This window comes from Paenibacillus sp. L3-i20 (assembly GCF_022180385.2).
Taxonomy (GTDB): domain Bacteria; phylum Bacillota; class Bacilli; order Paenibacillales; family Paenibacillaceae; genus Pristimantibacillus.
In genome coordinates, this window is record NZ_BQME02000002.1 from 547,060 (window position 1) to 572,015 (window position 24,956).

At 40.8% G+C, this 24,956-nt stretch carries 24 protein-coding genes and 2 pseudogenes; 22 read left to right on the forward strand and 4 right to left on the reverse strand.

Annotated features, from left to right (window positions below; all coding sequences use genetic code 11):
* Nucleotides 1-48: 48 nt before the first annotated feature.
* The 19 genes and pseudogenes from MFF31_RS15830 (at nucleotide 49) to MFF31_RS15915 (ending at nucleotide 18,607) form a co-directional block, all read left to right on the forward strand.
* Entirely contained in the window at nucleotides 49-1,038 is a 990-nt protein-coding gene (locus tag MFF31_RS15830) for an AAA family ATPase (RefSeq protein WP_238189109.1), read from the forward strand.
* Nucleotides 1,035-2,087 (forward strand): DUF58 domain-containing protein, encoded by a 1,053-nt coding sequence (locus tag MFF31_RS15835; protein ID WP_238189111.1) that lies wholly within the window; start codon nucleotides 1,035-1,037, stop codon nucleotides 2,085-2,087. Before MFF31_RS15830 ends, MFF31_RS15835 begins: the two co-directional genes overlap by 4 nt.
* Nucleotides 2,088-2,235: 148 nt before the next feature.
* On the forward strand, nucleotides 2,236-4,299 hold the full coding sequence (locus tag MFF31_RS15840) for a vWA domain-containing protein (protein WP_238189113.1): 2,064 nt from the start codon (nucleotides 2,236-2,238) through the stop codon (nucleotides 4,297-4,299).
* Entirely contained in the window at nucleotides 4,223-7,189 is a 2,967-nt protein-coding gene (locus tag MFF31_RS15845; protein WP_238189116.1) for a VWA domain-containing protein, read from the forward strand. Before MFF31_RS15840 ends, MFF31_RS15845 begins: the two co-directional genes overlap by 77 nt.
* Nucleotides 7,190-7,253: 64 nt before the next feature.
* Nucleotides 7,254-7,583 carry a rhodanese-like domain-containing protein gene (locus MFF31_RS15850; protein ID WP_248565501.1) on the forward strand — a complete coding sequence of 110 codons (330 nt, stop codon included), beginning with the start codon at nucleotides 7,254-7,256 and terminating at the stop codon, nucleotides 7,581-7,583.
* 275 nt (nucleotides 7,584-7,858) lie between these two features.
* The gene (gene add / locus MFF31_RS15855) at nucleotides 7,859-8,917 is read left to right on the forward strand and encodes an adenosine deaminase (protein ID WP_238189120.1); all 1,059 of its coding nucleotides are present in this window, start codon (nucleotides 7,859-7,861) and stop codon (nucleotides 8,915-8,917) included.
* A 32-nt stretch (nucleotides 8,918-8,949) separates the two neighbouring features.
* On the forward strand, nucleotides 8,950-10,269 hold the full coding sequence (locus MFF31_RS15860; RefSeq protein WP_238189122.1) for a deoxyguanosinetriphosphate triphosphohydrolase family protein: 1,320 nt from the start codon (nucleotides 8,950-8,952) through the stop codon (nucleotides 10,267-10,269).
* 124 nt (nucleotides 10,270-10,393) lie between these two features.
* Nucleotides 10,394-10,456: pseudogene (locus tag MFF31_RS15865) on the forward strand (GNAT family N-acetyltransferase); the annotation flags it as partial.
* Nucleotides 10,457-11,233: 777 nt separating this feature from the next.
* The gene (locus MFF31_RS15870) at nucleotides 11,234-11,524 is read left to right on the forward strand and encodes a hypothetical protein (protein WP_238189124.1); all 291 of its coding nucleotides are present in this window, start codon (nucleotides 11,234-11,236) and stop codon (nucleotides 11,522-11,524) included.
* A gap of 324 nt (nucleotides 11,525-11,848) precedes the next feature.
* A complete protein-coding gene (locus MFF31_RS15875; RefSeq protein WP_238189126.1) occupies nucleotides 11,849-12,928 on the forward strand; it encodes a DUF4037 domain-containing protein in 1,080 nt (359 codons plus the stop codon).
* Between the two features lie 178 nt (nucleotides 12,929-13,106).
* Nucleotides 13,107-13,514, forward strand: coding sequence for a hypothetical protein (locus tag MFF31_RS15880; protein ID WP_238189128.1), 408 nt, complete (start codon nucleotides 13,107-13,109; stop codon nucleotides 13,512-13,514).
* A gap of 188 nt (nucleotides 13,515-13,702) precedes the next feature.
* Nucleotides 13,703-14,245 (forward strand): P-loop nucleotide/nucleoside kinase family protein, encoded by a 543-nt coding sequence (locus tag MFF31_RS15885; RefSeq protein ID WP_238189130.1) that lies wholly within the window; start codon nucleotides 13,703-13,705, stop codon nucleotides 14,243-14,245.
* Nucleotides 14,246-14,519: 274 nt separating this feature from the next.
* Complete coding sequence (locus MFF31_RS15890; protein ID WP_238192275.1) at nucleotides 14,520-14,771, forward strand: hypothetical protein; 252 nt, start codon at nucleotides 14,520-14,522, stop codon at nucleotides 14,769-14,771.
* Entirely contained in the window at nucleotides 14,764-15,072 is a 309-nt protein-coding gene (locus MFF31_RS15895; RefSeq protein WP_375541320.1) for a DUF6262 family protein, read from the forward strand. Before MFF31_RS15890 ends, MFF31_RS15895 begins: the two co-directional genes overlap by 8 nt.
* A gap of 318 nt (nucleotides 15,073-15,390) precedes the next feature.
* Nucleotides 15,391-16,155, forward strand: coding sequence for an MBL fold metallo-hydrolase (locus MFF31_RS15900; protein WP_192026077.1), 765 nt, complete (start codon nucleotides 15,391-15,393; stop codon nucleotides 16,153-16,155).
* A gap of 132 nt (nucleotides 16,156-16,287) precedes the next feature.
* Nucleotides 16,288-16,941: a pentapeptide repeat-containing protein gene (locus tag MFF31_RS15905; protein ID WP_238189132.1), complete on the forward strand. Its 654-nt coding sequence runs from the start codon at nucleotides 16,288-16,290 to the stop codon at nucleotides 16,939-16,941.
* 471 nt (nucleotides 16,942-17,412) lie between these two features.
* On the forward strand, nucleotides 17,413-17,541 hold the full coding sequence (locus MFF31_RS25435; RefSeq protein ID WP_375541321.1) for a hypothetical protein: 129 nt from the start codon (nucleotides 17,413-17,415) through the stop codon (nucleotides 17,539-17,541).
* Nucleotides 17,528-18,082: pseudogene (locus MFF31_RS15910) on the forward strand (transposase); the annotation flags it as partial. The gene MFF31_RS25435 and the pseudogene MFF31_RS15910, both read left to right, overlap by 14 nt.
* Nucleotides 18,083-18,403: 321 nt before the next feature.
* Nucleotides 18,404-18,607 (forward strand): hypothetical protein, encoded by a 204-nt coding sequence (locus MFF31_RS15915; protein WP_238189133.1) that lies wholly within the window; start codon nucleotides 18,404-18,406, stop codon nucleotides 18,605-18,607.
* 76 nt (nucleotides 18,608-18,683) lie between these two features.
* On the opposite strand, the gene MFF31_RS15920 is transcribed toward MFF31_RS15915, so the two are convergent.
* Entirely contained in the window at nucleotides 18,684-19,583 is a 900-nt protein-coding gene (locus MFF31_RS15920) for an EamA family transporter (protein ID WP_238189134.1), read from the reverse strand.
* Nucleotides 19,584-19,923: 340 nt separating this feature from the next.
* Here MFF31_RS15920 and MFF31_RS15925 point away from each other — a divergent pair, with 340 nt between their 5' ends.
* Nucleotides 19,924-20,817: a LysR family transcriptional regulator gene (locus MFF31_RS15925; protein WP_375541360.1), complete on the forward strand. Its 894-nt coding sequence runs from the start codon at nucleotides 19,924-19,926 to the stop codon at nucleotides 20,815-20,817.
* Nucleotides 20,818-20,837: 20 nt separating this feature from the next.
* On the opposite strand, the gene MFF31_RS15930 is transcribed toward MFF31_RS15925, so the two are convergent.
* The 3 genes from MFF31_RS15930 to MFF31_RS15940 form a co-directional block, all read right to left on the reverse strand.
* A complete protein-coding gene (locus MFF31_RS15930) occupies nucleotides 20,838-21,827 on the reverse strand; it encodes an aldo/keto reductase family protein (protein WP_238189136.1) in 990 nt (329 codons plus the stop codon).
* Nucleotides 21,828-22,549: 722 nt separating this feature from the next.
* Nucleotides 22,550-22,849, reverse strand: a complete 300-nt coding sequence (locus MFF31_RS15935) for a transposase (protein WP_238189137.1) — start codon at nucleotides 22,847-22,849, stop codon at nucleotides 22,550-22,552.
* Nucleotides 22,846-23,001: a hypothetical protein gene (locus MFF31_RS15940; protein WP_238189138.1), complete on the reverse strand. Its 156-nt coding sequence runs from the start codon at nucleotides 22,999-23,001 to the stop codon at nucleotides 22,846-22,848. The genes MFF31_RS15935 and MFF31_RS15940 overlap by 4 nt, the downstream gene beginning before the upstream one ends.
* Before the next feature lie 269 nt (nucleotides 23,002-23,270).
* Between MFF31_RS15940 and MFF31_RS15945 the strand changes: the two genes are divergently transcribed.
* On the forward strand, nucleotides 23,271-23,801 hold the full coding sequence (locus MFF31_RS15945; RefSeq protein WP_238189139.1) for a DUF3841 domain-containing protein: 531 nt from the start codon (nucleotides 23,271-23,273) through the stop codon (nucleotides 23,799-23,801).
* Nucleotides 23,802-24,272: 471 nt separating this feature from the next.
* Nucleotides 24,273-24,956, forward strand: a complete 684-nt coding sequence (locus tag MFF31_RS15950; protein WP_238189141.1) for a response regulator transcription factor — start codon at nucleotides 24,273-24,275, stop codon at nucleotides 24,954-24,956.

A 24,956-nucleotide genomic window follows, 5' to 3' on the forward strand; every position in this document is an offset into this window, starting at 1 on the left:
GTTTGGGCTAGTAAATAGAAACATTTAAGCATTAGGAGGAAGCTCATAATGATTGAAACGAAGGAACAGCTGACGGAAGCTACAGCGAAGATAGAAGCGCTTAAAGAAGAGATCGGGCGAGTTATCGTCGGTCAATCTACTGTTGTCGAGCAGCTGCTATGGTGTCTAGTTGCAGGAGGACATGCGCTGCTGGAAGGCATTCCGGGCTTAGGCAAAACGATGTTGGTTCGAACGCTAGCGGATACCGTTGCTCTGCAATTTTCACGAGTTCAGTTCACACCGGATCTAATGCCATCTGATATTACAGGAACGACACTAATCGATTTTGGTGCTCAGGGAGCAGCGGCGCAGCGATTTCAGCCGGGTCCTATATTTGGCAATTTAGTACTTGCTGATGAGATTAACCGTGCAACACCGAAGACTCAAAGCGCCTTGCTTGAAGCTATGCAGGAAGGAACGGTAACAGCTGGTGGAGTGACCCACCAGTTGCCGAAGCCTTTTTTTGTGCTTGCCACACAAAACCCAATAGAGCAAGAAGGTACATATCCATTGCCAGAGGCTCAGCTTGATCGGTTCCTGCTTAAGATAGGTGTAGATTATCCGACGCGGGAAGAGTTGAAGGAAATCGTTATTCGTACAACCTCAATTAATCAACCTAAAACAGAAGTTGTTATGAGCGGTAATGAATTAGCTGCAATACAGCAAGTAGCCAAACAAATATTGGTAGCCGAGGATGTTCTCGATTTAGCTGTTCAGTTAGTTATGCATACACATCCAAATGAAAGCGAAGCTCCTGTCGATGTGAAACGTTATGTTAGATTTGGTGCAGGCCCTCGTGCATTGCAAGCACTAATCTCGGTAAGCAAAGTCCGAGCATTGATGGCTGGAAGAATGCATGTTTCATGGAATGATCTACGTCAAACAGCGTTGCCTGTATTACGGCATCGTATCGTTATGAGCTATGAAGCTCAAGCAATTGGGCTTTCTAGTGACAGAATTACAGAGACTATTTTACAAGCAATAGAGGCAAAGCGATGATAGAGGAACATATTGTCGGGAAAGAGTCGGAAGCGATTCCTTCTGCTATTGGACAAGCTGATGGCAACGAGGCTCTCCATCTTTTATTTCCTGATCTATCTGTATTAACGGCAATAGATCGGCTGCGAATCGCAGGGGGCAAACGGGTAAAAGGGACGATGACTGGCAAAAGACGCTCTGCTCTATTAGGCAGCTCTCAGGAATTTGCAGATTATCGACCATACTCTCCGGGTGACGATGTTCGCCGGATTGATTGGAATGTTTACGGTCGGACGGGTAGAGCCTACTTGCGTCAATATTGGGACGAACAGGAGCTCCATGTTCATCTTTATGTGGATACATCTCGATCAATGGCTTTTTCGGGAGGGGCAAATGTCAGTAAGGGTCAATATGCGTTCCGCCTTGCAGCATGCATCGGCTATGCAGCATTAAATGGTGATGATCGTTTATCTCTTAAGTTATTTGATCATGCAGTTGTATCGGGAGAACAATCCACGTTGCATGGCAGAGGTGCTTCCATGAAGCTGTTTCGATATTTAGCGACCCACTATCAAGCCAGCTCGGAGAATAAGGCTGACTTTATCGACTCGGCTGATGATTTAACTATCAAAGAGATTAGTGATTTCGAGCAGACTCAGATTCAAGATATGTCAATTCCTTTTCGATTACCGGGAGCGTTACCGCGTCGTTCTGGTGTTACATGGCTTTTTACTGATGCCATGTTTGAAGATGGAATTGAAGCAACACTTGTTTCTCTAACGGCTGCTAGGCAGCAAATCGTACTTGTACATATTTTGTCACCAGAGGAACTGAATCCTCGTTTGAGTGGTGAGTTAAAACTTATTGACAGTGAGCTCGGCACAGGGAAAGAAGTAGCTATTTCCAATAACTTATTACAGGATTACCGCGCTGCTGTTGCAGCATATCGTGAAGATTTAAGGCGCTTATGTGCGGAGAGAGGCGCTTCTTATTTATTTATCGAAACAAGCACTTCGGTTAAGGATGCAATAAAAATAATGATGATGACTCCAAATACAATAGGTCAGTAAACATCTGTAATTAGTAACCACTGTTAATTACTATAAAGCTAACTTGTGCCTGAGAAGCAGGAAGTAACTATCTACATCTAATCACAAAGGACTACTTACTAAAAAATGGACGACGTTGCTTCGTTAAGAGCAGAAAGGAGGAGATTTGGTGCAGTTTCTATCCATGGCATCCGCTTGGTTCGGTGTATCTTTAACAGCTATTGTACTCATGTACATTTTGAAAAAAACATATCAAAACACCGAAGTGGCAAGTCATTTACTTTGGCGGAAATTGCTTAAAGAGCAAGAAGCTAATCGTCCTTGGCAAAAGCTGCGCAGCCGCTTGCTCCTTCTGCTGCAATTGCTCGCCGCACTACTTATCGTTATCGCATTAATGGAGCCCGTAATCTCCAAATCAGGGGATGCTGACGGTCATGCCGTTCTAATAATAGATCGTTCCGGCAGTATGACCGCTAGAAACACACTTCCTTCTCAAGATGGTAGTGAAGAGCAGAATGTAACGACGTTTCAGCTTGCCATAAACTCAGCCATAAGTTGGCTTGATGATCAGCCTAATGATAGGCCCATATCGATTATTGCAACGGGTGCCTTACCTAAAACGCTTGCTACAAAAGAGAGAGATCACGAACTATTGAAGCAAGAGCTTGAAGGATTGAGTCCTCATTATGGTCACACCGATAATACGGCTGCCATTTCATTAGCAGACTCCTTGCATCATGGCGACAAAGAAGGTGCAACCGTTTTGTTTACGGATGGAAAGTGGGTCGATGTGAAAGAAGCGAATGCGTTAACACTACAGAATCCCCTAGAAATTATGAAGGTTGGGGACGACAAAAGGGTGGGGAATGGAGCTATTCTCAGCTTTGGAATTAAAGCAGATCCAGCAAACCCTAATATGAATCAAGGTATCGTTACGATTCGAAATGACGGGAACAAAGAACAACATTTTACAGTGGAGATCTATGCTGACCTAGAAGACAAGGGTAGGGAAAGAGTTGCAAAGCTAGACTTGAAAGCAGCGCCAGGAGAATGGCAAAGCGCTCAAGCAACAGGTTTACCATATGCTGAATATTACAAGGCAGAGTTGTTACCTGCGTGGGATCATATTTTGACAGACAATGTAGCTTACCAATTCCCAGCTGTGCAGCGAGCTAGGAAAGTATTGCTCGTAACCGACGGAAATATGTTTCTTGAGAAGGCGCTTATTCTTGCTGGCATTCAGCCTGTGAAGATGAGTTCTGAAAGTGCCCCATTGTCAGATGAAAAGTTGGAAGAGTTTGATTGGATTGTACTGGATGGAGTAGAAGACAAATTAAAAGCAGATAAGGTTTGGTCTAATCAGCTTGATTCCAAACCACTTTGGATCATTGACCACCCTGCGGAAGGGCTATCGACCTCGGCTGTTCCTAAAGTTGCTACCATAGAAATTAAAGATCATCCAATTACATCATATATTTCACTTCAAGATACACACATTGGGAGATTTAATCTGCCAGGATCTGAAACGACTAACTGGGGAGAAGCTATCGTTACTTATGGTGAAATTCCAGCGATCTATGCGGGACATGTGGAAGGCAAGCCCCGACTTCGATTTACTTTTAAGCTTCAAGATACGGATTTGCCGCTAAGACCAGAGTTTCCGGTGTTAATTGTTCAAGCTGCTGAATGGATGAATGGAAGTTCATTGCAGCAATTAGGAACAGCAACTGCAGGGCAACTGCTTAATATTTCTTTGCAAGCGGAAACGACAGCAGTAGAATGGGAAGCGGTTGAATGGTTAGGATCAGAGATATCACAGGAAAGTGATCTCCTAGCTACCAATTTACAACTGGAACAAAACCTTGACAATATGTATGAAGCTCCGCCTATTCCCGGACTATATCGTCTAATCGAATGGGACGCTAGCAAGAAACAATTGTCCGATCGTTATCTATCTGTGACAGCAAATAATGCTGAGCTTGCACCTGTTCTCGATGCTGACAATGAGCTGCGATTGCGGACATCGGCTTTGTTAAACGAAGGTGAAGTTGCAGGTACAAAAGAGTCTGCTAAACCGCTCGATCACCATTCTTTACAGCTTTGGGCTGCACTTCTCATTCTAATCATCATGTCAATTGAATGGGAGGTGTATCGACGTGGGTATTCAAGCTGGAACGCCATGGGCATTACTGCTATTAGTACTGTGGGCTGCATACATCTGGTGGATGATTAGTCGGACTCCACGTCTGAATGGTACGCGGAAATGGGCAGTGATTGCTACACGAGCACTAATTACTTTCTTATTGATTGCAATTGCAGCACAGCTTTATCCCTATCGTTCAATTGAACAACGCAATGTTGTTTTTCTAGCCGACCGGTCAGCTAGCATGAAGGGGCAAGAAGAGATCGAACATTGGATTGCGGAAGCATGGGGACATAAATCGATGAACGACTATGGAGCCATCGTTTCCACTGGACTACATGCTGTTGTTGACCGTCCGCTGACGAAAGATCCACTTGCGAGCTCGGAAAGCTATACATTTAGAACTGAATTAAATGACTCATTCACTGATCTCTCTAAAGGACTGCAACTAAGTGCTGCCATGCTTCGAGAGCAAGGCGGTGGCCGAATCGTGTTATTATCGGACGGCTCGGAAAATGCGGGGAATGCGACGAGACAAGCTAGATTGCTGCAAGACGCTGGAATTGCAATTGATGTTGTGAACTTAGCTTCCGAACTTGAACGTGATATAGCTATCGATGAACTTATAGTTCCAGCATCGCTCAAGCAAGGTGAAACGTTCAGCTTTGAGCTGACGATTCAAAGCACATTTGCTGGTGAAGCGGAGCTTCGATTATTTGAGGATAATAAAGCGTTGTCTACGTCAAAAGTTCAGCTTGAAAAAGGTGAAAACAGATTTTCGCTGCAATCCGTAGCGCTTGAGTCAGGCTTTCATCGGTTCAGAGCTGAGATATATACGGATGAAGATGGACAATCAGCCAACAATTCAGCTTACGCGTTCAGTCGAGTAAGTGGGCCGCCAACCGTTCTAATAGTTGAGGGCATTTCCGATTCCTCCGAAAATATCGAATCTGCTTTGACGGCCTCAGTCATTGCACACCAAACAATTTTACCTGAGCAGTTATCGCAGGAGCTCGCAGAATATGCGGCATACGATAGTATCATTCTTAATAATGTTCCAGCAACTAGAATTGCAGCAAAACCGATGGAATGGTTGTCAAAAGCTGTAGGCGATTATGGTGTTGGTCTAATGATGGTTGGTGGGGATGAAAGCTTCGGACTTGGTGGATACTTTCAAACCCCTGTAGAACGGGCACTCCCCGTCTATATGGATCTACAAGGAAAGAAGCAAATTCCATCACTTGGTCTCGTTTTAGTTATCGATCGTTCAGGCAGTATGTCAGACGGTAAGCTTGAACTAGCTAAAGAAGCCGCTATGAGAACGGTAGAGTTATTGCGAGATGTTGATACGGTTGGTGTTGTAGCATTTGATTCTGGACCTTGGTGGGTAGTGGAACCGACTAAGCTATCAGAAAGAGAAGAAGTAATAAATAAGATTAAAGGGATTCAACCGCAAGGCGGAACAGAAATTTATTCAGCGCTGGATGCAGGATATCAGGGGTTACTTAAGATTGATGCTCAGCGTAAACATATGATCTTGTTAACAGATGGACAATCTTCTACCAACATGAGTTATGCAACGATTACCGATCCGATGAATGAAAATAGGATGACGATATCTACCGTTGCAGTAGGAGAAGGATCGGATGTTAAGTTGCTGGAAAGTTTAGCGAAAGCTACCAATGGGCGGTTTTATTTTACAAAAGATCAGAGTACATTACCTGCCATATTCAGCCGTGAAACTGTCTTAATGTCAAGAACTTATATCGTTGATGGGATGATCACGCCATCTATTGGTGACGCGGGAGATTGGCGAACACTTTGGAACGACGGTGCTCCTAATCTGAATGCGTATATTGCAACTACACCGAAGGAAATGGCGGAAGTAGCTCTATGGTCTCCGGATGGAGATCCGTTGCTTGCCAGATGGACATATGGTTCGGGACGATCCATTGCGTGGACAAGTGATTTGACGGGTAAATGGTCATCGGATTGGGTGAAGTGGGGAACATTTCCGAAAGTATTCGCAGAATGGGTGAAGTGGACGTTTCCTCAGTTTGATAGCTCTCCCTATCACATTTCTACAGAAGTTGATGGGGGCAATGGCAAGCTAATAGTTGAGTCAGCAGGGGATGACTACGCATCGGGCAACGGGGCTGGAGTTTGGGCTGGTTTGCAAAATGAAGCGGGTACTAACACGTTGAAACGGCTGATGCCAGTTGCGCCTGGGCGCTATGAAGTACAAATGGATGCGGTCGAGCCGGGTGCTTACCTAGTACAGATAGGTTCACCACAAGACGGTGAAAATGCTGCTAGTATTAATGGTGGAACGACAGCTGGTTATGTCATTCCTTACTCATCGGAGTATCAAATCGGTGATGAGGACGGTCCAGAGTTGTTAAAGGAACTTGCAGCTGTAACAGGCGGCAGAGAGCTTAGTACTGAAGAATCGGCTAAAAGTTATTCGTTTGATCCATTGAAAAAACGGATGCCTTTTGATTGGACACAAGAAATTTTAGTAGTTATATTATTGCTGTGGTTGTTGGATATTGCTCTACGTAGGTTGTCATTGCCATGGCAGCGAATTATGGCAACGATCGTTGCGCCAATTAGGGGACTACAGCGTGGTCAACGTAATACAGCTGAATCCATGAGTGAATCAGGGATTGCATTAAGTAGGCTCAAGAAACGAACGGATGCGCGGAATCGATTTTATGGGGATGAAGTTCCGGGGCTTAAGCAGGATAGGATAACTGTAGTAAATGATAAGTTGACAAAACCATCAAATGAGCGGGAGAAGAGAAGCACATTCGCTTCAAATGATAGTCATACTAATCAACCTTCATATACATCCAATGTGGATATTACAGTTCAAAGTATGGAAAGCTCTACAAATGATCAAATGTCACCAGACTCTGAACCTAGAGATAGGACGGTTAGCCGCTTACTGGCTGCCAAAAACAAAAACAAGCGGTTATGACACAGTTAACATAGACTTTCATCTTGCAAAACGATACAATGCATTTTATTAGCTATAATTATTTATGAAAGGTGTTGAACATATGCATCGGGAAATGACAGCTTCTGAGTTATACGATCAGCTTAAGGAAGGCGTTAAGTTGAATTTGATCGACGTACGTGAGCAAGACGAGTGGGAGGATGGACATATTGAGCAAGCTCGTTTTATCCCGCTATCTGAATTTCAAGCACGTGCGAATGAAGTTCATGATGTAGAAGGCGACGTCGTTTTCATTTGTAGAAGCGGTGGAAGAAGCGGGAAAGTTTGTGACTTTTTGAGTCTGCAAGGTTTTGATGTCGTCAACGTTACAGGTGGAATGCTTGCTTGGCCGGGCGAAGTGGTTGTTGGTAAATAGACTAGCTTGTTGCTTGTAAATAAATGAATATACGTATAAAAACGGGAGGAAGCAATGGATGCTTTTATCCCGTTTTTTGCGTGCAAATTGCTGGTCAACTAGTAGGTTGATGAGAGATTTTCTGCTCTTGTAATGGCAATTGTTGTCTTGGGCATATTAAAGTTGTTTACTTTGAAGATTCAAATGGTATATAGTATTGCATAAAAATGCGATTGCTAAGAGCAACGTAGCGTTCATTAGATGTGCGGACAGCATGAACTGGAGGATGGGGAAATATGATTACAATTAATGAGAGAATACATACATTGCCGAAGGTGGATCTTCATCTTCATTTGGATGGCAGCGTGTTGCCGGAGACAATAATTGACCTTGCGCGTGAGAGTGGTGCTACATTGCCTGCATGGGAGCCAGAGCAATTAATTCCGTATATGAAAGTCGAAGGGGAATGTGAGAGTTTAGCGGAATATTTGGATAAATTTCATTTTGTAGGTGAATTTCTTCATACAGCACATGCACTTGAACGTGTTGCTTATGAGCTAGTTAGTCAAGCAAATGATCAAAACTGTCCTTATATCGAAGTCCGTTTTGCACCACAATTGCATTGCAATAAAGGTTTATCGATGGATGAAGTAATTGAGCATGTTCTTATTGGCTTAAAGCGTGGAGAAGAGGAGTTCGGCGTAATCGCACGTGTTATTGCGATTTGTTTAAGAGGGCATTCTGAAGAGATGAACGAAGCGGTAGTAGATGCGGCAGCTCGATTTTTCGGCAAAGGCATTGTTGCAGTTGACTTAGCAGGTGCTGAGGCAGCTTTCCCTCCAGAAGTATATGAACATATTTTTGCTAAGGCAGGGCAACTTGGTTTGCCAATTACGATTCACGCAGGTGAAGCAGCAGGTGCATCAAGTGTAGAAACAGCTGTACGAATGCTCGGTGCAACGAGAATTGGACACGGTGTACGAATGAGAGAAGATGCTTCAGTGATGGAATTAATTAAAAGCAGACGAATTCCTCTTGAACTTTGTCCGATCAGTAATCTACAGACAAAAGCGGTAGCAAGTTGGGACGATTATCCGCTAAGAGACTATTTCGATCAAGGATTCATAGTGACAGTTAATACAGATAATCTAACTGTATCTGACACTACGATTACGAAGGAATATGAAATGTTGCAAAAACATCTCAATTTTACAGAAGAAGAATTATGCCAAATTGTAAGGAATGGCGTAGAAGCAGCTTTCATTCAAGGTGAAGAAAAGGACAAGCTCCGCAAGGAAATGGAGCTTAAGCTTACACAGTGGCTAAAGTCATATGCACCTTCAACTACTGCCTAAATGAGCAATATTAAGGGATCAGGTGAAAAGTAATGAACATTCGTAAGCTTAGACTTCATGATACAGACAACTCACAATCTAGTGAAGATAGAGACGAATATGAAAAGGATTATGCACGACTCATTCAATCGCCTGCTTTTCGCAGGCTTCAGGGCAAATCACAAGTGTTTGGTGCAGGTTCGGGGGATTACTATCGCACAAGGCTGACTCATTCCCTTGAAGTGTCGCAAATAGCTCGAGAAGTAGCGAGACGATTAGGGAAAACGTATTCATTTCTTGCTGCTAATGAACATCCTGGTTTAAAGATAGTACCTGAAGTAGTAGAATGTGCTTCACTCGCGCATGATCTCGGCCATCCTCCTTTCGGTCACAAAGGCGAAGAAGTACTTAACGATATTTTACGAGAGCGTCATGGCTTGCCTTATGAAGGAAACGCACAAAACTTTCGAATTTTGATGTTTCTGGAGAAACGGGCTGGAAGTGACCGGGGTCTAGATTTATCGGCAGCTGTATTGCTCGCAGTTAACAAATACCCATACAGTTTGGAAGAGCCCGGACGAATGAAGGGTGTATATCCGATGGAATGGCAAGGGATCGATTACTTAAGAGATATTTGGGATATGCCTAAGGGATGCAGCACACTCGAAGCGCAACTAATGGATCTATGCGATGATATTGCTTATTCCACCCATGATATTGAAGATGGCATTCGCGCAGGCAAAATTCAGCTTACGGAGAACTTTTTTGAAGATGATCGCCTCGTAAATGGTGTCGTCCAAGAAATAATAAATGACCCTGCAAGTATGGAAGCTGTTCATTGGGAGCAGGCGGATTTAAAAGTCATGGTTAAGCGCATATTGGATAGCTATTACAGGGAGTGGAAATCGATTTATGAGCAATATGGCAGGGAAACTTCCCGTACTCGTCGTGAGATGAAAGCTAGATGGGTGAACAAGTTTGCCAGTCACGTTGGTATTATCGATGATCCTACTAACGGATGGAAACGTGTTACCTTCGTAAAAGAAGGTGCAGAAGATTTTGAGCTTCTGCGTACGATGGAGATTTTGAAGAAGCTAGCTTGGGTTACGCTTATTAAAGATTTCCGAGTACAACGGTTACAGAAGCGCAGTGAAAATATGTTGCAGCGAATATGGGACAGTTTGGAGCATTATGATACAGGTCGCCTTATTTTGCCACCTGACTGGGTAGCTAGATATGAACGCCAAAAATCGGAATGGCCGTGGGAGCGTCTAGTTGCAGATTATATAGCTGGCATGACAGATTCATATGCAGAGAAGCTATATACGGAGTTGTTCGCTAGCCGTTCAGGTTCTATCTATGAGCGTGATTAAGTGTTGTTTCGAGTGAAATCTGGAGGATTAGTGCATGAACAACAATATTGAAGTACTATACAAAATTCCTGCTCCAGAAGAATATAATGATCTGAGAAAAGCGGCAGGGTTAAGTCTAAAAGGCTCTTATGTTAGTTTAATTGCTGATGTTCCAGCAGACCGCTTGTACAAAAAAATTGGTTTTTAATATACGTATCCTAAATCTGTTGGTATGTATAAAAAGTATTGAGATGATTGCATTTCATTTTATTTCACTTTTTTAACGTCAAGCAAAAACGGTATTAGGTGAAATATTACCCATGAGAGGGACGCTTTAATAGGTGACCCACTCGTGGGTCTTTTTGAATTTAATGGAACTTATCTGATTTTCTAAAGGTTAAGTTGAATCGATATTATAAATTGTTACTAAAATTGACCCAGTTAGCAGTTAATGAACGTAATAATGAGGTTATAATTAATGGAGCAGCACTAGATGAAAAAATTCCGTTAGACATCATAATGAACACGACGTAATGAATGATCAATTAAGAAATTGTATATTACAACATTAAAAAGGGGTATTCACGATGAAATCAATTTTGTTTATTGCAAGTTGGAGTATTATTGGAATTAGTATTGGCGGCTTGATCGTTATTTTTAAAAATAGATCTAAGAAGTAGTAGTTAATTAAGACAAACAATTCCGCTTGCCAACAATCTCTACTGGAGAAAAGTCACTTATTCAAATGACTGGGAAAATGATAGCCCTCATCTTACGGACAAGGTGGGGGCTATTTGTCGCATACTTTTCAATTGTGGGTTATATTGGATTACTACTTGAAAAAGGATTTTCAAAAAAATTGCAGACATTAAAGCTAAAAGTTGTCTCTCGTTATCTAACTAAATAAGAGGGAAGGGAGCTAACGATGCAACATGGATATACATAAACTCGTTAAAAAGGCACAAAAGGGCAGCGATAAGGCATTATGAAAATGAATCGAATTGTCGCACTTACAATTGCATTAAGCTTATTGACAGCAATGCCTGCAATAGCAACATCTCCTAGTGGAGGTAACGGAAGTTATGATGGTACGGAAGTCGTTCAGTATACGGAATTGGATCCGACTATTAAAGAAGCAGCAGAAAAAGCAATGGTTCAATACAGTAATGGAAAATCGTTTCAACTTGAGAATGCGATTATGGAAGAATACTTTGTAGATGAGAAGAAAAAAACAATCGTTGGCCAAATGTCAGAAAAAAATATAGTATTAGACTGAAAAATATTTTATCTAAAGTACGAAAAAACTTTTACTTCGTGTATATCATTAAATGTAAATAAGAAGTAGTACTTCTTAGACCATTCATCACTGAGATCTCATTGATGAATGGTCTTTTTGTTTTTGGACAATAGAGATACTTGAGGGTATTAATTGCTATTTTTAAAGAAATAAAGTAGTAGACTGGGGATGGGATTAAACTAACGGGCAGTATAGTTCAACAATAATGATTTATTAACTTTACATTGCGTTTAGCTTATGTTGAAATAATGAGAATGAGCTTAAAAATGATGTTTGTGGTTGATGGACTTGGAGGAATGGGGAATGTCTTTTATTAAAGGTATAGAATTATGCTGTCGATTTCATATGGAAATCGTTGAGCCTGTAATGATGGAGAATTACTCTTTCTTGTCCTATTCATCGGCTCTAATTGGTCCAGGTAGCGAAGTGCTCGGATATGATACGGAAATGTCGACTGATCACGATTGGGTGCCTAGAGTATATCTTTTTCTTAACCAACTAGATATCGGATATTCAGAACAAATAGAATCAACTCTGCACGAGCGAGCCCCGGAACGGTTCTATGGCTTCCCCGTTGATATAAAGAAGAGCGTAATTACAACGGTGCCGAGGTTCATCGAAAGTTACCTGGCTGTTAACAAAGATGAACGATTAGAACCAGTAGATTGGTTAACGTTTCCTTCACAGTCACTTCTCGAAATAACACGTGGGGAAGTTTATAGGGACGATAATGGTCAACTTTCCACATTACGCAAACAATTCGAATATTACCCTCATGATATTTGGTTGTATCTTATGGCATCAAGTTGGCAGCGAATCGGTCAAGAAGAACATCTGATGCTTCGTTCGGGTTTTATAGGTGACGAAATTGGCTCAGCTATTATCGCTTCACGCCTTGTCCGCGACATCATAAATCTCTGCTTTCTCATGGAGCGTCAATATGCACCCTATCCAAAATGGTTTGGTACTGCATTTAAAAGATTGAAATGTTCTGATCAAATAATGTCTCACCTTTGGACTGCTCAAACGGCAGTTACATGGAGGGAACGCGAGCATGCTTTGAATAATGCTTACAAACATCTATCAAGTATGCACAACGGACTAGGGATCACTGAAAGGATTCCTGATGACGTTTCATACTTTTTTGATCGTCCCTTTAAAGTAATGAACGGTGAAGAAATTGCTAGCCTCATCGCAAATCAAATTGTGGATACAGATATTCAACAGTTATCCCAAAAACGTTTGATTGGTAACATAGACCAGATAACAGACAACACAGACTTCAGAAAAATGGATAGATGGGCTGATGGTGAAGGGGTAAGTGCAAGAAATGCTTTGAAAAAACTATTTAACCCCAGATTGTTACCTAAAAAGGATCAATAGTTCAAATCCAAAAGCTTCAACGGTGGCCATTAAACTAACGGTACACGATAGTTCAATCGCGACATGACGGCAGCCGGCACACGACCGGCTGATGTTGTCCGTGGCAGTTATGTGTGGATATGAATACTTACAGTAAGGTATATGTTATGGTTGGATGTGTAGGAATGAGGGAGTAAGATTGAAGGGCTCACACGAATTTGTAACAAAAAAAGCAATTGAAAGTCTCACTGCGAAATTGAAACTTCCTGTAGATCGGGAGTATCAAGATTGGGAAGTCGAGATTGCAAATTCATCAAGGGTAGGCGAGTTTGTCTCGTTTTATGAAAGTGCTAAACTAAGCCAAGAAGAAAAATTCGCGCTAATGAGCCTTATTATTTCATCTTTTGATGACGCACTATCAGAGGGAAATGTCGAGGAAGGGATTTGGGATAAGATAAAGAGATTTTTGATACATAATATTGATTTACATAGAAAAACTATCTTGTATTGGTCGCTAGTTGACAGAGAACTTGATGATTGTTTTTTTGTTACACAGTTTATGAGAGAGCTTTTCGAGAATGGAAATTTCAGAAAAAAAGATATGTGATCACGCTAACGCGAACTATAGTTCAATAACTAGGGGAGCAGTTCGTCGCGGCAGCTGCTCTTTTTGTCATTAAGCTATTGGGCAGGATAACGCAATAGAGAAATTTTTTATTAAACCAAACTCGCTCTTTAATAGTTATTTTATTGCATTTATGATAATAGGAAAAAGAAGAGAGAAGTGACGACTCAATGATTATAGAACATCCTAGTATTATTCTAGTTACAGGAATAATGGCAAGCGGAAAATCTACAGTTGCGCAGTTACTTTCCGAACGGTTTGAGAAATCAGTGCATTTACGGGGGGATATCTTTCGGAAAATGATAGTTAAAAACCGCAAAGAGGTACAACCAAACGCTGGAAAAGACGAGATGGATCAATTACGGCTCCGGTATCGACTGGCCGCACAGTCTGCGGATGCCTATTTTCAAGCCGGATTTACAGTTGTAGTTCAGGATGTTGTGATTGGTCCAATGCTGAGCGATTTTATTTCTTTAATCCAAAGTCGCCCCTTCTATGTTGTTGTTCTTTGTCCGAACTCGTCTGTCGTCACACACAGGGAAGATGCCCGATTAAAAAAAGGATATGGTGCTTGGACGGTGGAAGAGTTGGACAGTCTGTTACGGAATGAAACTCCCCGAATAGGGATGTGGTTGGACTCATCCGAATTGACCCCTGAAGAAACCGTTAATGAAATAATTACCAGATTGCAAGATGAGGCAATTCTAACATAGTTGATTAAACGGAAACGGTACTTGAAAGGGATCACTCACTGTTGTTGCAGTTTGCTGATCCCTTTTGTTCACTGAAGTAAAGGGCAGGATAGTGGAATAGAGTTAGAATGAAAATAATGTAGGTTCATGGTATTCTTTAGGTAAATGAATCAATTTCATAATTATAAAGCCCTACTATGACTAGCTTCTTAAGGCATAGAAAAAGGAGTACCTCCCCAAATCTCGAATAGGTAAAGTAACCACACCATACCGAAAGAGAAAAGGAGGACTCCCTATGTCATATATACGACACGAGAGCTTGTTTACCCTGCAAGAGCTATATGAAATGGAACAAAAAAATCGTTTTTGTGAGATTTTCTCTACCATCGATATTACTCCTATCTTGCGTTTGGTTAGGAAAACTTCTCTTTATGGTGCTCCCATCGAAGTGAATTACAGAGCAATGGTCTATTCTTTAATCGTTAGGATCGTTGAACGCATTCCTACAATAGTCTCGCAAAGCAAAGACCATACAAAGAGTGAATGAATCGATTAGGCGGCTTGTAAAAGCCAAAGAGAGCATCAATTTTAATAGTGTGGCAACCGATGCAGGCGTAAGCAAAGCAACGCTCTATAACAATCCTGAGATACGTGGGCGTATTGAATCGCTTCGTCAGCAGCAAGCTCAAGTGCCGACACCAAAACAAATCAAGAGAGAGATGGATGAAAACAATAAGGATGCTATTATTGCTTCGCTTAAACGTAAGATGAAGAAGCTCGAAGATGAAAATAAAAAATTACGAGAACAACTTAAGTTTTCATATGCGGAGGTCTATCAAAGGATTTGAGAGAATGTATGTTGAACTTTTCAACACTCCCACTTTCAGTGGGATATTTTTAAGTTCGTAGTTTTCATATATAATAAGAACTGACGTTCTATTTATTGGGGGTAGTTTATTACCCTATTTTCAGATATGATCATTGTTGTTTTACCTTATTCGGATGGAAAAACAAACATGAGGTAATCCACGTGCATTTGATAAATGGCGTTTCCCTAAAGATAATTCCCCAAGAGATATTTTGTGGTTGAAATTTGCGGAAGTAACTAGTTGAATCATGACTTTCGAACTTAAGGTATGTGGACAACCTAATAAGGAGGAAAATGAATGAGTGAATGGTTTACAGTTGAACAAATTGATGAAGACACATATGTGATAAGTGAGTATAAGCATTGGGAGGAGACACACTGTTATCTGCTAAATGGAACAGAAAGAAGTTTGTTAATTGATACGGGAATGGGAATTGATAACATAAAGGAAATTGTTAATCAATTAACAGACAAACCTGTTATAGCACTTCCCACCCATACTCACTGGGATCATATCGGAGGTTTGCAATATTTCGATGAGTTTTATGTTCATGAAGATGAAGAAGAGTGGATAAACGGCAATTTCCCATTAACTCTTGAATATATTAAAAGTCTTGTAATTGAAGAACCTTGCGATTTTCCATCTGATTTTGATCTTGATAAGTATGAGATTTTTCAAGGCCAGCCCTCGAAAGTATTAAAAGATGGAGATATTATCGATTTAGGCAATAGAAAATTAAAAGTAATTCATACACCTGGGCATGCGCCAGGGCACATATGTCTTTATGAGGAGGCTAGGGAGTATCTATACTCAGGCGATTTAATTTATATTGGTAAGCTTACTGCATTTTTCCCTACAAGTGATCCTGTTATTTATAATAATTCAATAAAGAAAATTCTTCCCTTACCTGTAAAGAAAATCTTATCAGCGCACCATGATTTAAATGTCCCTTTATCTATTATTTCTGAGATAAGTGAAGCTTTTGATGATTTGAAAATAAAAGGAAAGCTAAAGCAAGGTAGTGGAACTTTCTCGTATCCTAACTTCGAAATAGAGATATAACATTACAACTCTTAAAGGTTGACCATAGACAAGTTAAAAGGGCTGCGGATAAATAAATCTGCATCCCTTAATTTTTTTATGAAAAGACCAAACTTGTAACGTCTAGCCAAGAGCAAAGGGGGAATTTCGTACATGAATAATAAGAAAAAAAACATAAAAATAGAAAAGCCAAAAATATTTCTAAGTGAACTACCTGTATTTACACAACTAGAAATACAGTCCAATGATTTTTTTGAAATGGGAATGATTGTCGATTGTGTGATTGAAGATCAAGAGGCTAATAAAGTTACTTTTGATAAAATCATCTTTAAAAATGTAACATTTACAGAATCAACTTTAACAGGAGTTGAACTTACAGATGTTATATTTGAACAATGCGATCTGTCTAATGTAGATTTTAGCGATGCCATCATCCATAGAACAGAATTCAAAGAATGCAAAATGATTGGGACTAATTTATCAAGAGGAACACTTAGAAATGTTTTATTTGATAGTTGTATAGCCGACTATGCAACATTCAGATTTGCAAACACAAAGCAAGTTATTATTCAAGATAGTTCTCTATGCAAAACGGATTTTAGTTTTTCTAAATTACAAAAAATTGAATTGTTTCGTTCCAATATAGATCAGGCTCAATTTTCAGGTACAGAGTTAGACGGTATTGATTTAAGCGATTGTGAATTTAATGGACTAGGCGTGGACGTGACTAATTTGCAAGGTTGCACTATTTCTCGTGAACAAGCTTATATATTCGCAAATTTATTTGGACTCATTGTTAAAGAATAATCTATTAAATAATCAGAAATCTTATTATGTCGATATTGTTTGCGAGGATGAATCGGGTGCGGATGTGCCGGAATGGTAATTTCCAATCTTGTTTGAAGGAGGACTTCTGTTACCGCTTTCCGATTACTGAAGAATGTCATATTCAACGGGGAACGATAGTTAAACATAAAGAGTTCCACATATTAGTCATGTACAATATGTAGAACTCTTTATTTTATCTGACTTTCTTAAAGTTAGCTCTTGATAAACTAGGAAAATAAAGTACTAGACTGGTGCCCGTTGGTTAAGCTAACGGGCAGTTTAGTTGAACAATGTATAGAAAATTTAGTTATAATCAAGGTCGCCCAATCTTCAATTATTTGCTGTGTTAAGATATTCTGTAAACCGTAAGGAACTCAAGGGCTAGTGTTATTTTGCTTTAAAGTACCGTTTACACATTGTTCCTGTACAATGTGAATTAGGGGGATAGTCATGGCTGAGAAGTTTAAGATAGATTCTGAACTCATTTGGCTTGATGCTTTGAATGAAAAGGGGGATACTACCCTTCCTAAAGGGATATTAGACCGCAATGGATCCAGAACTGTAATCAGCCTATTCTGAGAAAGATAATATCCAATATGCCATCCACAGCGAATTACAATTAGTGTAAAAATTAGACCCTAATATTACACAAAGAACTCGAAAAAAAGAAGATGAATTTGAGTTTAATAAAGATGCAGGTATGTACGTTTGTAAATCTGGACATATGGCGATTCGCAAAGCACGCACAGGGAAGAAAGGTATCAATGAAAACCAAAAGGATACCTACATGTTTGATATTGGAAAATGCAAAATATGCCCTATGAGAGATGGGTGTTATAGAGAAGGAGCGAAAAGTAAAACCTTTTCTGTAACCATCAAATCGACAGAACATAAAGAACAAGAGGTATTTCAAAATAGCGATGATTTCAAAGAGAAATCGAAAGAGCGTTATAAAATTGAGGAAAAAAATAGTGAACTCAAACACAGACACGGGTATGATGTGGCATCCTCCTCAGGTCTAAATAGCCTCTCGGCATTCGCCGAAGTAGATGGGACAAGGGTTCCCTCGTTCCACCAAACATGTCTTCCTCCTACTTTCATAGGGGATCTTTTATTTTAGCCACAAACCTAACTGGAAAATAGTTAGGGATTATGGCGAATTTCTTTAAAAAACACTTGACTTTATACTCATTTTTCCAGAATCGCGTGAAAAGGGCTACTGCCTATCCCCGAAGCAAATCCACTTGCGATTGTCGCGCCCAAGGCCTTGCAGATTGCAACTATCATCGAATTTATGCCCAGCCTGATTGCAATTTAGGTTGGGACAGCTCCAGAGAAAAGCACTTTACAATATATGGTCTCTGCAGCGAACAGCAAGCACGATTTACCCTTGTACCCTAGACTGCACCCTGCTTCCCGGCATGATGCGGTCAGTTTGGTCATGAGCACAGTTGAATTCAAGCAATGTTTCACCTTAGGCACGGTAGACAAAATGCTTCTCGATGCCGCTCATGATGCGGAAGCGATCTACCTGCTTCTCGATCAAGCAGCAATCTGGAAACTCCAAATCCAGTTATTCGGATATCCGATAACTTCTGGTATTGATCATCTCGTCGGTAAACAACCATCGAAAAAAGAGTGGTGATGCAAAAGAGAAAATCCCATACGCTATTGATTGTAAGGAATTTTGACCCGATGGATAAAGAAACTTAACTGTCCTCCTATGTTTTCGTGCGAATCCTGTGATTTACCCGCAGCTGGAGAAGTGTCGGTAATGTCATGCCGATAAGGATGACTACTATTCCAACAACTTGAAGTGGAGTGAGTGATTCGCTTAATAGGATAACAGATACTGTGATGGCGACTGGAAGTTCCATCGCGCTTAAAATCGATGAAGTCGCCATTCCAACCTTCGGTACGGCAATTGAGAATAGACAAATCGGAATAACGGTGCCGAAGAGACCAAGAATTAATCCATAAATCCAGAGACCTTCACCGAACAACGTCCCATTCCAAACGATTTCTGGTGTTTGAAAAAAGAAAGTGGCAATTGCTGCGAAAAAGGATATAAAAAATAAACGTGTTTCCGTGTCCATTCCTTCGACTTGTCTTTGGTTAATCATCACAAAGGACGCAAAACTTACTGCTGCGGCCATTCCCCATGCCCAGCCTTGCCACGGAATTCCGCTAATGTCGGCATCAATCACACCCGCTGCAAGAATCGTTCCGCCGAAAAGGAAGAGAAGAGAGATGACTTCGATTCGTTTTGGAAGACGCCGGGTCGCAATACAATCGAATAGCATGCCAATCCACGTAAATTGAAAAAGCATAACGACAGCAAGTGAAGCGGGCATATATTCAATCGCCTGCCCGTAAACTGTACCCGTCGTTGCAGTAAATAACCCCGCAATAAGTAGCGTCATGCCACCTCCGAATTTCGGAATTGTGCGTCGAACGATAATAAAAATAAGTAAGGCCATAACAAATCCGATAAAATATTGGCTCGTAATTGCTTCTGCAGCTGTAAAACCATCTCGGATTGCAAGTTTAACAATTACTGTAAGAATACCGTAACAGCTTGCTGCAAAAACAATCATTAATGAATACATCCATTTTTTCATAATAAAAGTCCTCCTATTCCATTGAGTGAAAATCTACTAGTTCAATCTATTTGCCCACGGATAGGAACTGCCTCATCATCTGCTTTGAAAAATACAGCGGCAGCCGATGGTTTAATAAAAAGTTGCGGTGCAATACGTGATCGGGTACGATGACGGTATGAGTCAGAGAATTTCTACTAAACAACAGAAGAGGTCTCGATATCTTTACATGGTTCGGTTTGTATCTGACGATAGGGCCGATTGAATGAAGTATTCCATATGGATTTTGACTGGGGTTATCTTTCTTACGGTAGCTTTCGGAGACGAGATCACGACAATAGCAGGAAGGGAAATCGTGTCTATGGACTTGAAAAAACTACGTTACTTTATCGCAGTAGCGGAAGAACTACATTTTAACCGTGCTGCGAAAAAACTGAATATGACTCAACCCCCCTTGAGCCAACAAATCCAAAGTCTTGAGGAAGAACTCGGCGTGAAGCTTTTGGAACGAACCAAGAGACAGGTTCGACTTACGTCAGCCGGAATGATATTTTTGGAGGAATCCAGAAACATTATTGCGCAATTGGAACGATCTATTAAGATGACACAACTTACAAGTCAAGGAAAAATCGGACATTTGTCCATCGCATTTGTAGATTCAGCAGTTGGTGGTATGATGGTCAACGTTATAAAGAGATTTCGGGAGCGGTTTCCCGATGTGCAGCTTACTCTACTTGAAATGACATCTGCTGAGCAACTAAAAGCTATACATGAGGGGGTAATTCATGTTGGCTTCCTACGTTTAGTAGATCCGTCAAAGCATATCACCTCTCGACTCTACACCAACGAATCACTCGTTGCCGTATTACCCGAAATGCATCCGTTAGCCATACATCCAACCCTGTCTATACATGCTTTGGCGGAAGAACCTTTTATCTTGTTTCCGCATCATATGGGGGCTTCTTTCCATGACCTCATTATTGACTTTTGCAGGCAACATGGATTTCAGCCTCACATCGTGCAAGAAGCTGTTCAAATGTATACCATTGTTAATCTGGTAGCTGCCGGTATAGGCATTTCAATTGTACCCTCTTCGGTTTCTGTGTTCCAACGGAGTGATGTCGTATTCCGATCCTTTAACGAAGTTACACCGCCAGTTCCTCTCTATGCGGCCTGGAAAACAGATAGGAGTGAAACCTTTCTGACTAAATTTCTAGAAGTGGTGGAAGAAACAGCCAGTAAGCAGACAAGCTAACTTCTGTAAGTCCTATATTCTTAACCAGTTTTACTTGGATCAAACTCGGCAACGCAGTTTAAAATGCTATTTATTTGGCTCATGACCTCAGTATCTAGACGGATACCTGCTGCCTTTACGTTTTCCTTTACCTGCTCGGGCTTCGAGGCGCCAATAATAGCGGATGACACTTGCGGGTTTTGCAGAACCCATGCTATCGCAAGCTGTGGCAGCGTCAAACCGGATTCCTGTGCGATCGGCCGGATTCGCTCTACTTTCTGAAGGACTTCTTTACGCAACCACTGTCCGGCCAAACGTTTGAAAAATGGCGAACCGGCTGTCGTAGAAGCGCGGGAGCCCTCTGGTAACGGCTTGTCTGGTGCATATTTACCAGAAAGAATGCCCTGCGCTAGCGGTGACCAAACAACTTGCCCCATTCCTTCACGCTCACAAGCGGGAATAACTTCGGCTTCAATAACACGCCACAGCATAGAATATTGGGGTTGACTTGCCACGAAGGGAACTCGCAGTTCCCTTGCCAACACTGCTCCAAGCTCTATTTGTTCTGCTGTCCACTCACTTACCCCTATATACAGAATTTTTCCCTGCCGTACCAAATCGGAAAATGCCAAAAATGTTTCTTCAAGCGATACAGTTGAATCAAACCGATGTGCGTAATAGACATCAATATAATCCGTTTGTAATCTTCGAAGCGAAGCATGGCAGGCTTCCATAATATGTTTACGAGATAGCCCTCTATCGTTATGTCCGGTACCTGTTGGATGAAAGACCTTCGTGCACAACTCCATACTTTCACGACGTATCCCCTTTAAAGACTCGCCTAAAACAGATTCCGCCCTCGTCTCCGAATAAGCATCAGCTGTATCGAAAGTTGTAATCCCAGAGTCTAGTGCAGCATGTACACAAGCTTGCGCTGTGGTGTCATCCACTTGTGCACCGTGGGTTATCCAGTTTCCCAATGCTATCTCGCTTACCAACAAGCCGCTTTTACCAAGTTTCCGATATTTCATTCTTCTTTCCTCCCTTCAATATAAACCTAATTATAACAACCGATGTTTAATATTAGAAATATATAATTGACTCGTTATAAGTTCGAAAAATGTATTACTGAGCTTACGCCAATTGAATATGAAATCATCGATCTGCTGATCAAGAATTATAAAATTTCCGAAATTGCCATGTAGCATCAGGTGGAGATGTCTACCATCAAATCGCAGATCAACATGATTCTTAAAAAATTCAACAAAAAAAGGAGCAAGGAAGTGATTAGCCTGCTCCGTGATTTAAATATCATCCATTTGATTTAAAGAGTACGTGGAGGAAATTAAGAAGCTTCGTTTCCTTTTCCCATTTTAATGATCATTTCCGCTAGTTTATTAAGCTTCAGGCATATTCGGATGTAAAGAAGGGCCTTCAACAACAATGACGGTCATCCCAAGATCCGAGTCAGGCAAATCTAATCCGATGATGTGGCAGGCAATCGAACGGTGGAGAAGCACTATTACGATGCGAACAACAATGTAGCCAAGAAGATCGATCGTAAGGGGCAGGAGTCCACGTATGTCTACAATAATCGAAATCGGTTAATCACGAAAACGGGTTGTGGGAGCAAGAATTAAAAAAGATAGCAATTGAATCAATTTCATAATGCCTAGATAAAGCACCGTAGACTAACCGAATTTTAGTATTTTCGTTTTTGAAAATTACGTAGCTTGTTCTTGTAACTGGCGACTTAAACGATCACGGGCTTCAATAGGGTAGCATCAACGGCAACGGTATCATCCGTAATAAATCCCTCTGTTATGGCTTGCCTTAGCAATTGTTCTTGTATCTCTTCTAACGCATGGCTTTGGCTCATTTTGCGTACAAGTCGTGAATAGGAAGAGGCGGATGGAATATCTTCCGAGAGCATAAATCCACAATCCAAGCGGAATAAGAGGTCATGCTGCAGTCTCTTTATTAGATCTTTGATTGTAGGAATTCGCTCCACGATTCTGACGATCAAGGAATAGACCATTGCCCTATAGTTCACTTCAATGGAGCACCGTAAAGAGATGTTTTTCTGACCAAACGCAAGATAGGAGTAATGTTGATAGCAGAAAAAATTTCGCGAAAACGATCTTTCTGCTCCATTTCATATAGCTCTTGCAGGGTAAACAAGCTCTCGTGTCGTATATATGACATAGGGAGTCCTCCTTTTCTCTTTCGGTATGGTGTGGTTACTTTACCTATTCGAGATTTGGGGAGCTACTCCTTTTTCTATGCCTTAAAAAGCTAGTCGTAGCAAGACTTTTGATTTATGAAATTGATTCAGTTAGTGAGTAATAATTATCTAGAGAGTGACCCTGATAAGAAATTTATAGGGGTTCCCTCGTTTTTTTGTTGAGGTTGAACACAAGCAATAAGATATCTAATATATAAGAATGATACGGAATCAAATTATGAGGTGGAAAATGACTACATACTGGACGCTACAGACTGAAGAAGTTTGGAATAAAGCTATAAATCTAGGTTATTTAGAGGGTTCAGAACAATTTGCTATGTTTCCAGAACAATATCAATGGATGATAGATCAAATGGTGCATAGATTACCTGGTTTCCATGGAGAGTATCCTGTTTGGTTATGGATTGAGAAACCTGATATGCGATCTACAGGTCACTTTAGCAGCTTTACTAGATGCGTCAGACTCAAACTTGACCTTGAGGAAGATCATGTATTATTATCCGACTTTGACGATTGGCATATGGTTTTAAATAACTCTTTTAATGCTGACAACGAAATAGAATATGATGATTTTTATAATAACAAGTTGGACATTACAAAAGAACAAAGTTGGGAGAGGATATTTGAATTATCAAGAGTTAGAGATCCTGAATGGCATGGATTAAGTCCAAGATTACTCCAAGGGACAACAGGCAGAATTGATATTTCAAGTGTAAAGAAAGTGGAACACTTTGTTTCAAGGAAGCAAAGCGAGTTTTAATATAATTAAAGATCATTCGATTGCCATAGAGAGGTTTGCAAATATAGAATAAGGAAATAACAAGGGCATAGTCCATTCCAGTAGGAGGAATTAAGATGCCGCAATTAATTTTTAGAGGAATTCCAGCCGAGGGCATTCGTGCAATTAGTGTGTAACTCGTAGAAGAGATGGCCGCTGTTACAGTTCTTAGCAGATGAAAATAAACAACGTCCCGACAGTCGTTAGACTCTTCGGTCTACCGATTTCGGGTCGTTTTTTTAGTAATCTCCATCCGACCCTGTAACGGGCGTAACGGTAGGGAAAAATAACTACCCGGTTGACATTGTTATTGGTTGTGCAGGCGCTTGATTGCTTTGATCTGACGGAACACGAGGGCAAGATAATTTAGCAATAGGGCAGTGTATCAAAGATGATACAATAAATGTCTTCATTCGTTTTCTCAAAGTAAAATAAAGGTAGGATGATCTATATATGAAGATATTGCTCGTGGAAGATGATAAAACGATCGCATCCGGACTTGAATATTCCTTGCAGCAGGATCAATTCACGACCGTAATTTGTTATGATGCTGCATCTGCAAAAAAGGTAATAGCAGAAGAGCTTGATCAATTCACTTTGTGCTTGTTTGATTTATCACTGCCTGATGGTAGTGGTTATGAATTATGCAAGATAGTGAAGGAGCGCAGTGAGATACCGGTTATTTTCTTAACGGCAATTGATGATGAGGTCAATGTTGTAATGGGTCTAGATATGGGCGCAGATGATTACATTACGAAGCCCTTTCGTATTCGCGAGCTTCTTTCGCGGATCAAATCGGTGCTGCGCAGATACCAAAAGCAGTCACAAACGAAAGCGATAATTGAAATCGAAAATGTCCGAATTAATACGCTTGAAGGTAAGGTTTATAAACAAAACGATGAAATTCCAGTGACTGCTTTAGAGTATCGCTTATTACTTATTTTCGCTAATCATATCGGACAGGTTCTTTCAAGAAATCAGCTGCTTGAGAGGATTTGGGATGTTGCGGGCGATTTTGTGAATGATAATACATTAACAGTTTACATCAAAAGGCTACGTGAAAAGCTAGAGGATAATCCGCAAAATCCGAAGATTATTAAAACAGTACGCGGCTTAGGCTATAAGGTTGGTGATTAG

Coding starts and splice junctions, on each gene's coding strand:
- MFF31_RS15890 (WP_238192275.1), top strand. CDS start 14,520: ATGTCATATATACGACACGAGAGCTTGTTTACCCTGCAAGAGCTATAT.
- MFF31_RS15940 (WP_238189138.1), bottom strand. CDS start 23,001: ATGTCATATATACGACACGAGAGCTTGTTTACCCTGCAAGAGCTATAT.
- MFF31_RS15885 (WP_238189130.1), top strand. CDS start 13,703: ATGATTATAGAACATCCTAGTATTATTCTAGTTACAGGAATAATGGCA.
- MFF31_RS15875 (WP_238189126.1), top strand. CDS start 11,849: ATGTCTTTTATTAAAGGTATAGAATTATGCTGTCGATTTCATATGGAA.
- MFF31_RS15930 (WP_238189136.1), bottom strand. CDS start 21,827: ATGAAATATCGGAAACTTGGTAAAAGCGGCTTGTTGGTAAGCGAGATA.
- MFF31_RS15835 (WP_238189111.1), top strand. CDS start 1,035: ATGATAGAGGAACATATTGTCGGGAAAGAGTCGGAAGCGATTCCTTCT.
- MFF31_RS15860 (WP_238189122.1), top strand. CDS start 8,950: ATGAACATTCGTAAGCTTAGACTTCATGATACAGACAACTCACAATCT.
- MFF31_RS15850 (WP_248565501.1), top strand. CDS start 7,254: ATGAAAGGTGTTGAACATATGCATCGGGAAATGACAGCTTCTGAGTTA.
- MFF31_RS15945 (WP_238189139.1), top strand. CDS start 23,271: ATGACTACATACTGGACGCTACAGACTGAAGAAGTTTGGAATAAAGCT.
- MFF31_RS15915 (WP_238189133.1), top strand. CDS start 18,404: ATGAGCACAGTTGAATTCAAGCAATGTTTCACCTTAGGCACGGTAGAC.
- MFF31_RS15900 (WP_192026077.1), top strand. CDS start 15,391: ATGAGTGAATGGTTTACAGTTGAACAAATTGATGAAGACACATATGTG.
- MFF31_RS15870 (WP_238189124.1), top strand. CDS start 11,234: ATGAAAATGAATCGAATTGTCGCACTTACAATTGCATTAAGCTTATTG.
- add (WP_238189120.1), top strand. CDS start 7,859: ATGATTACAATTAATGAGAGAATACATACATTGCCGAAGGTGGATCTT.
- MFF31_RS25435 (WP_375541321.1), top strand. CDS start 17,413: ATGGCTGAGAAGTTTAAGATAGATTCTGAACTCATTTGGCTTGATGCT.
- MFF31_RS15920 (WP_238189134.1), bottom strand. CDS start 19,583: ATGAAAAAATGGATGTATTCATTAATGATTGTTTTTGCAGCAAGCTGT.
- MFF31_RS15950 (WP_238189141.1), top strand. CDS start 24,273: ATGAAGATATTGCTCGTGGAAGATGATAAAACGATCGCATCCGGACTT.
- MFF31_RS15905 (WP_238189132.1), top strand. CDS start 16,288: ATGAATAATAAGAAAAAAAACATAAAAATAGAAAAGCCAAAAATATTT.
- MFF31_RS15830 (WP_238189109.1), top strand. CDS start 49: ATGATTGAAACGAAGGAACAGCTGACGGAAGCTACAGCGAAGATAGAA.
- MFF31_RS15925 (WP_375541360.1), top strand. CDS start 19,924: ATGGACTTGAAAAAACTACGTTACTTTATCGCAGTAGCGGAAGAACTA.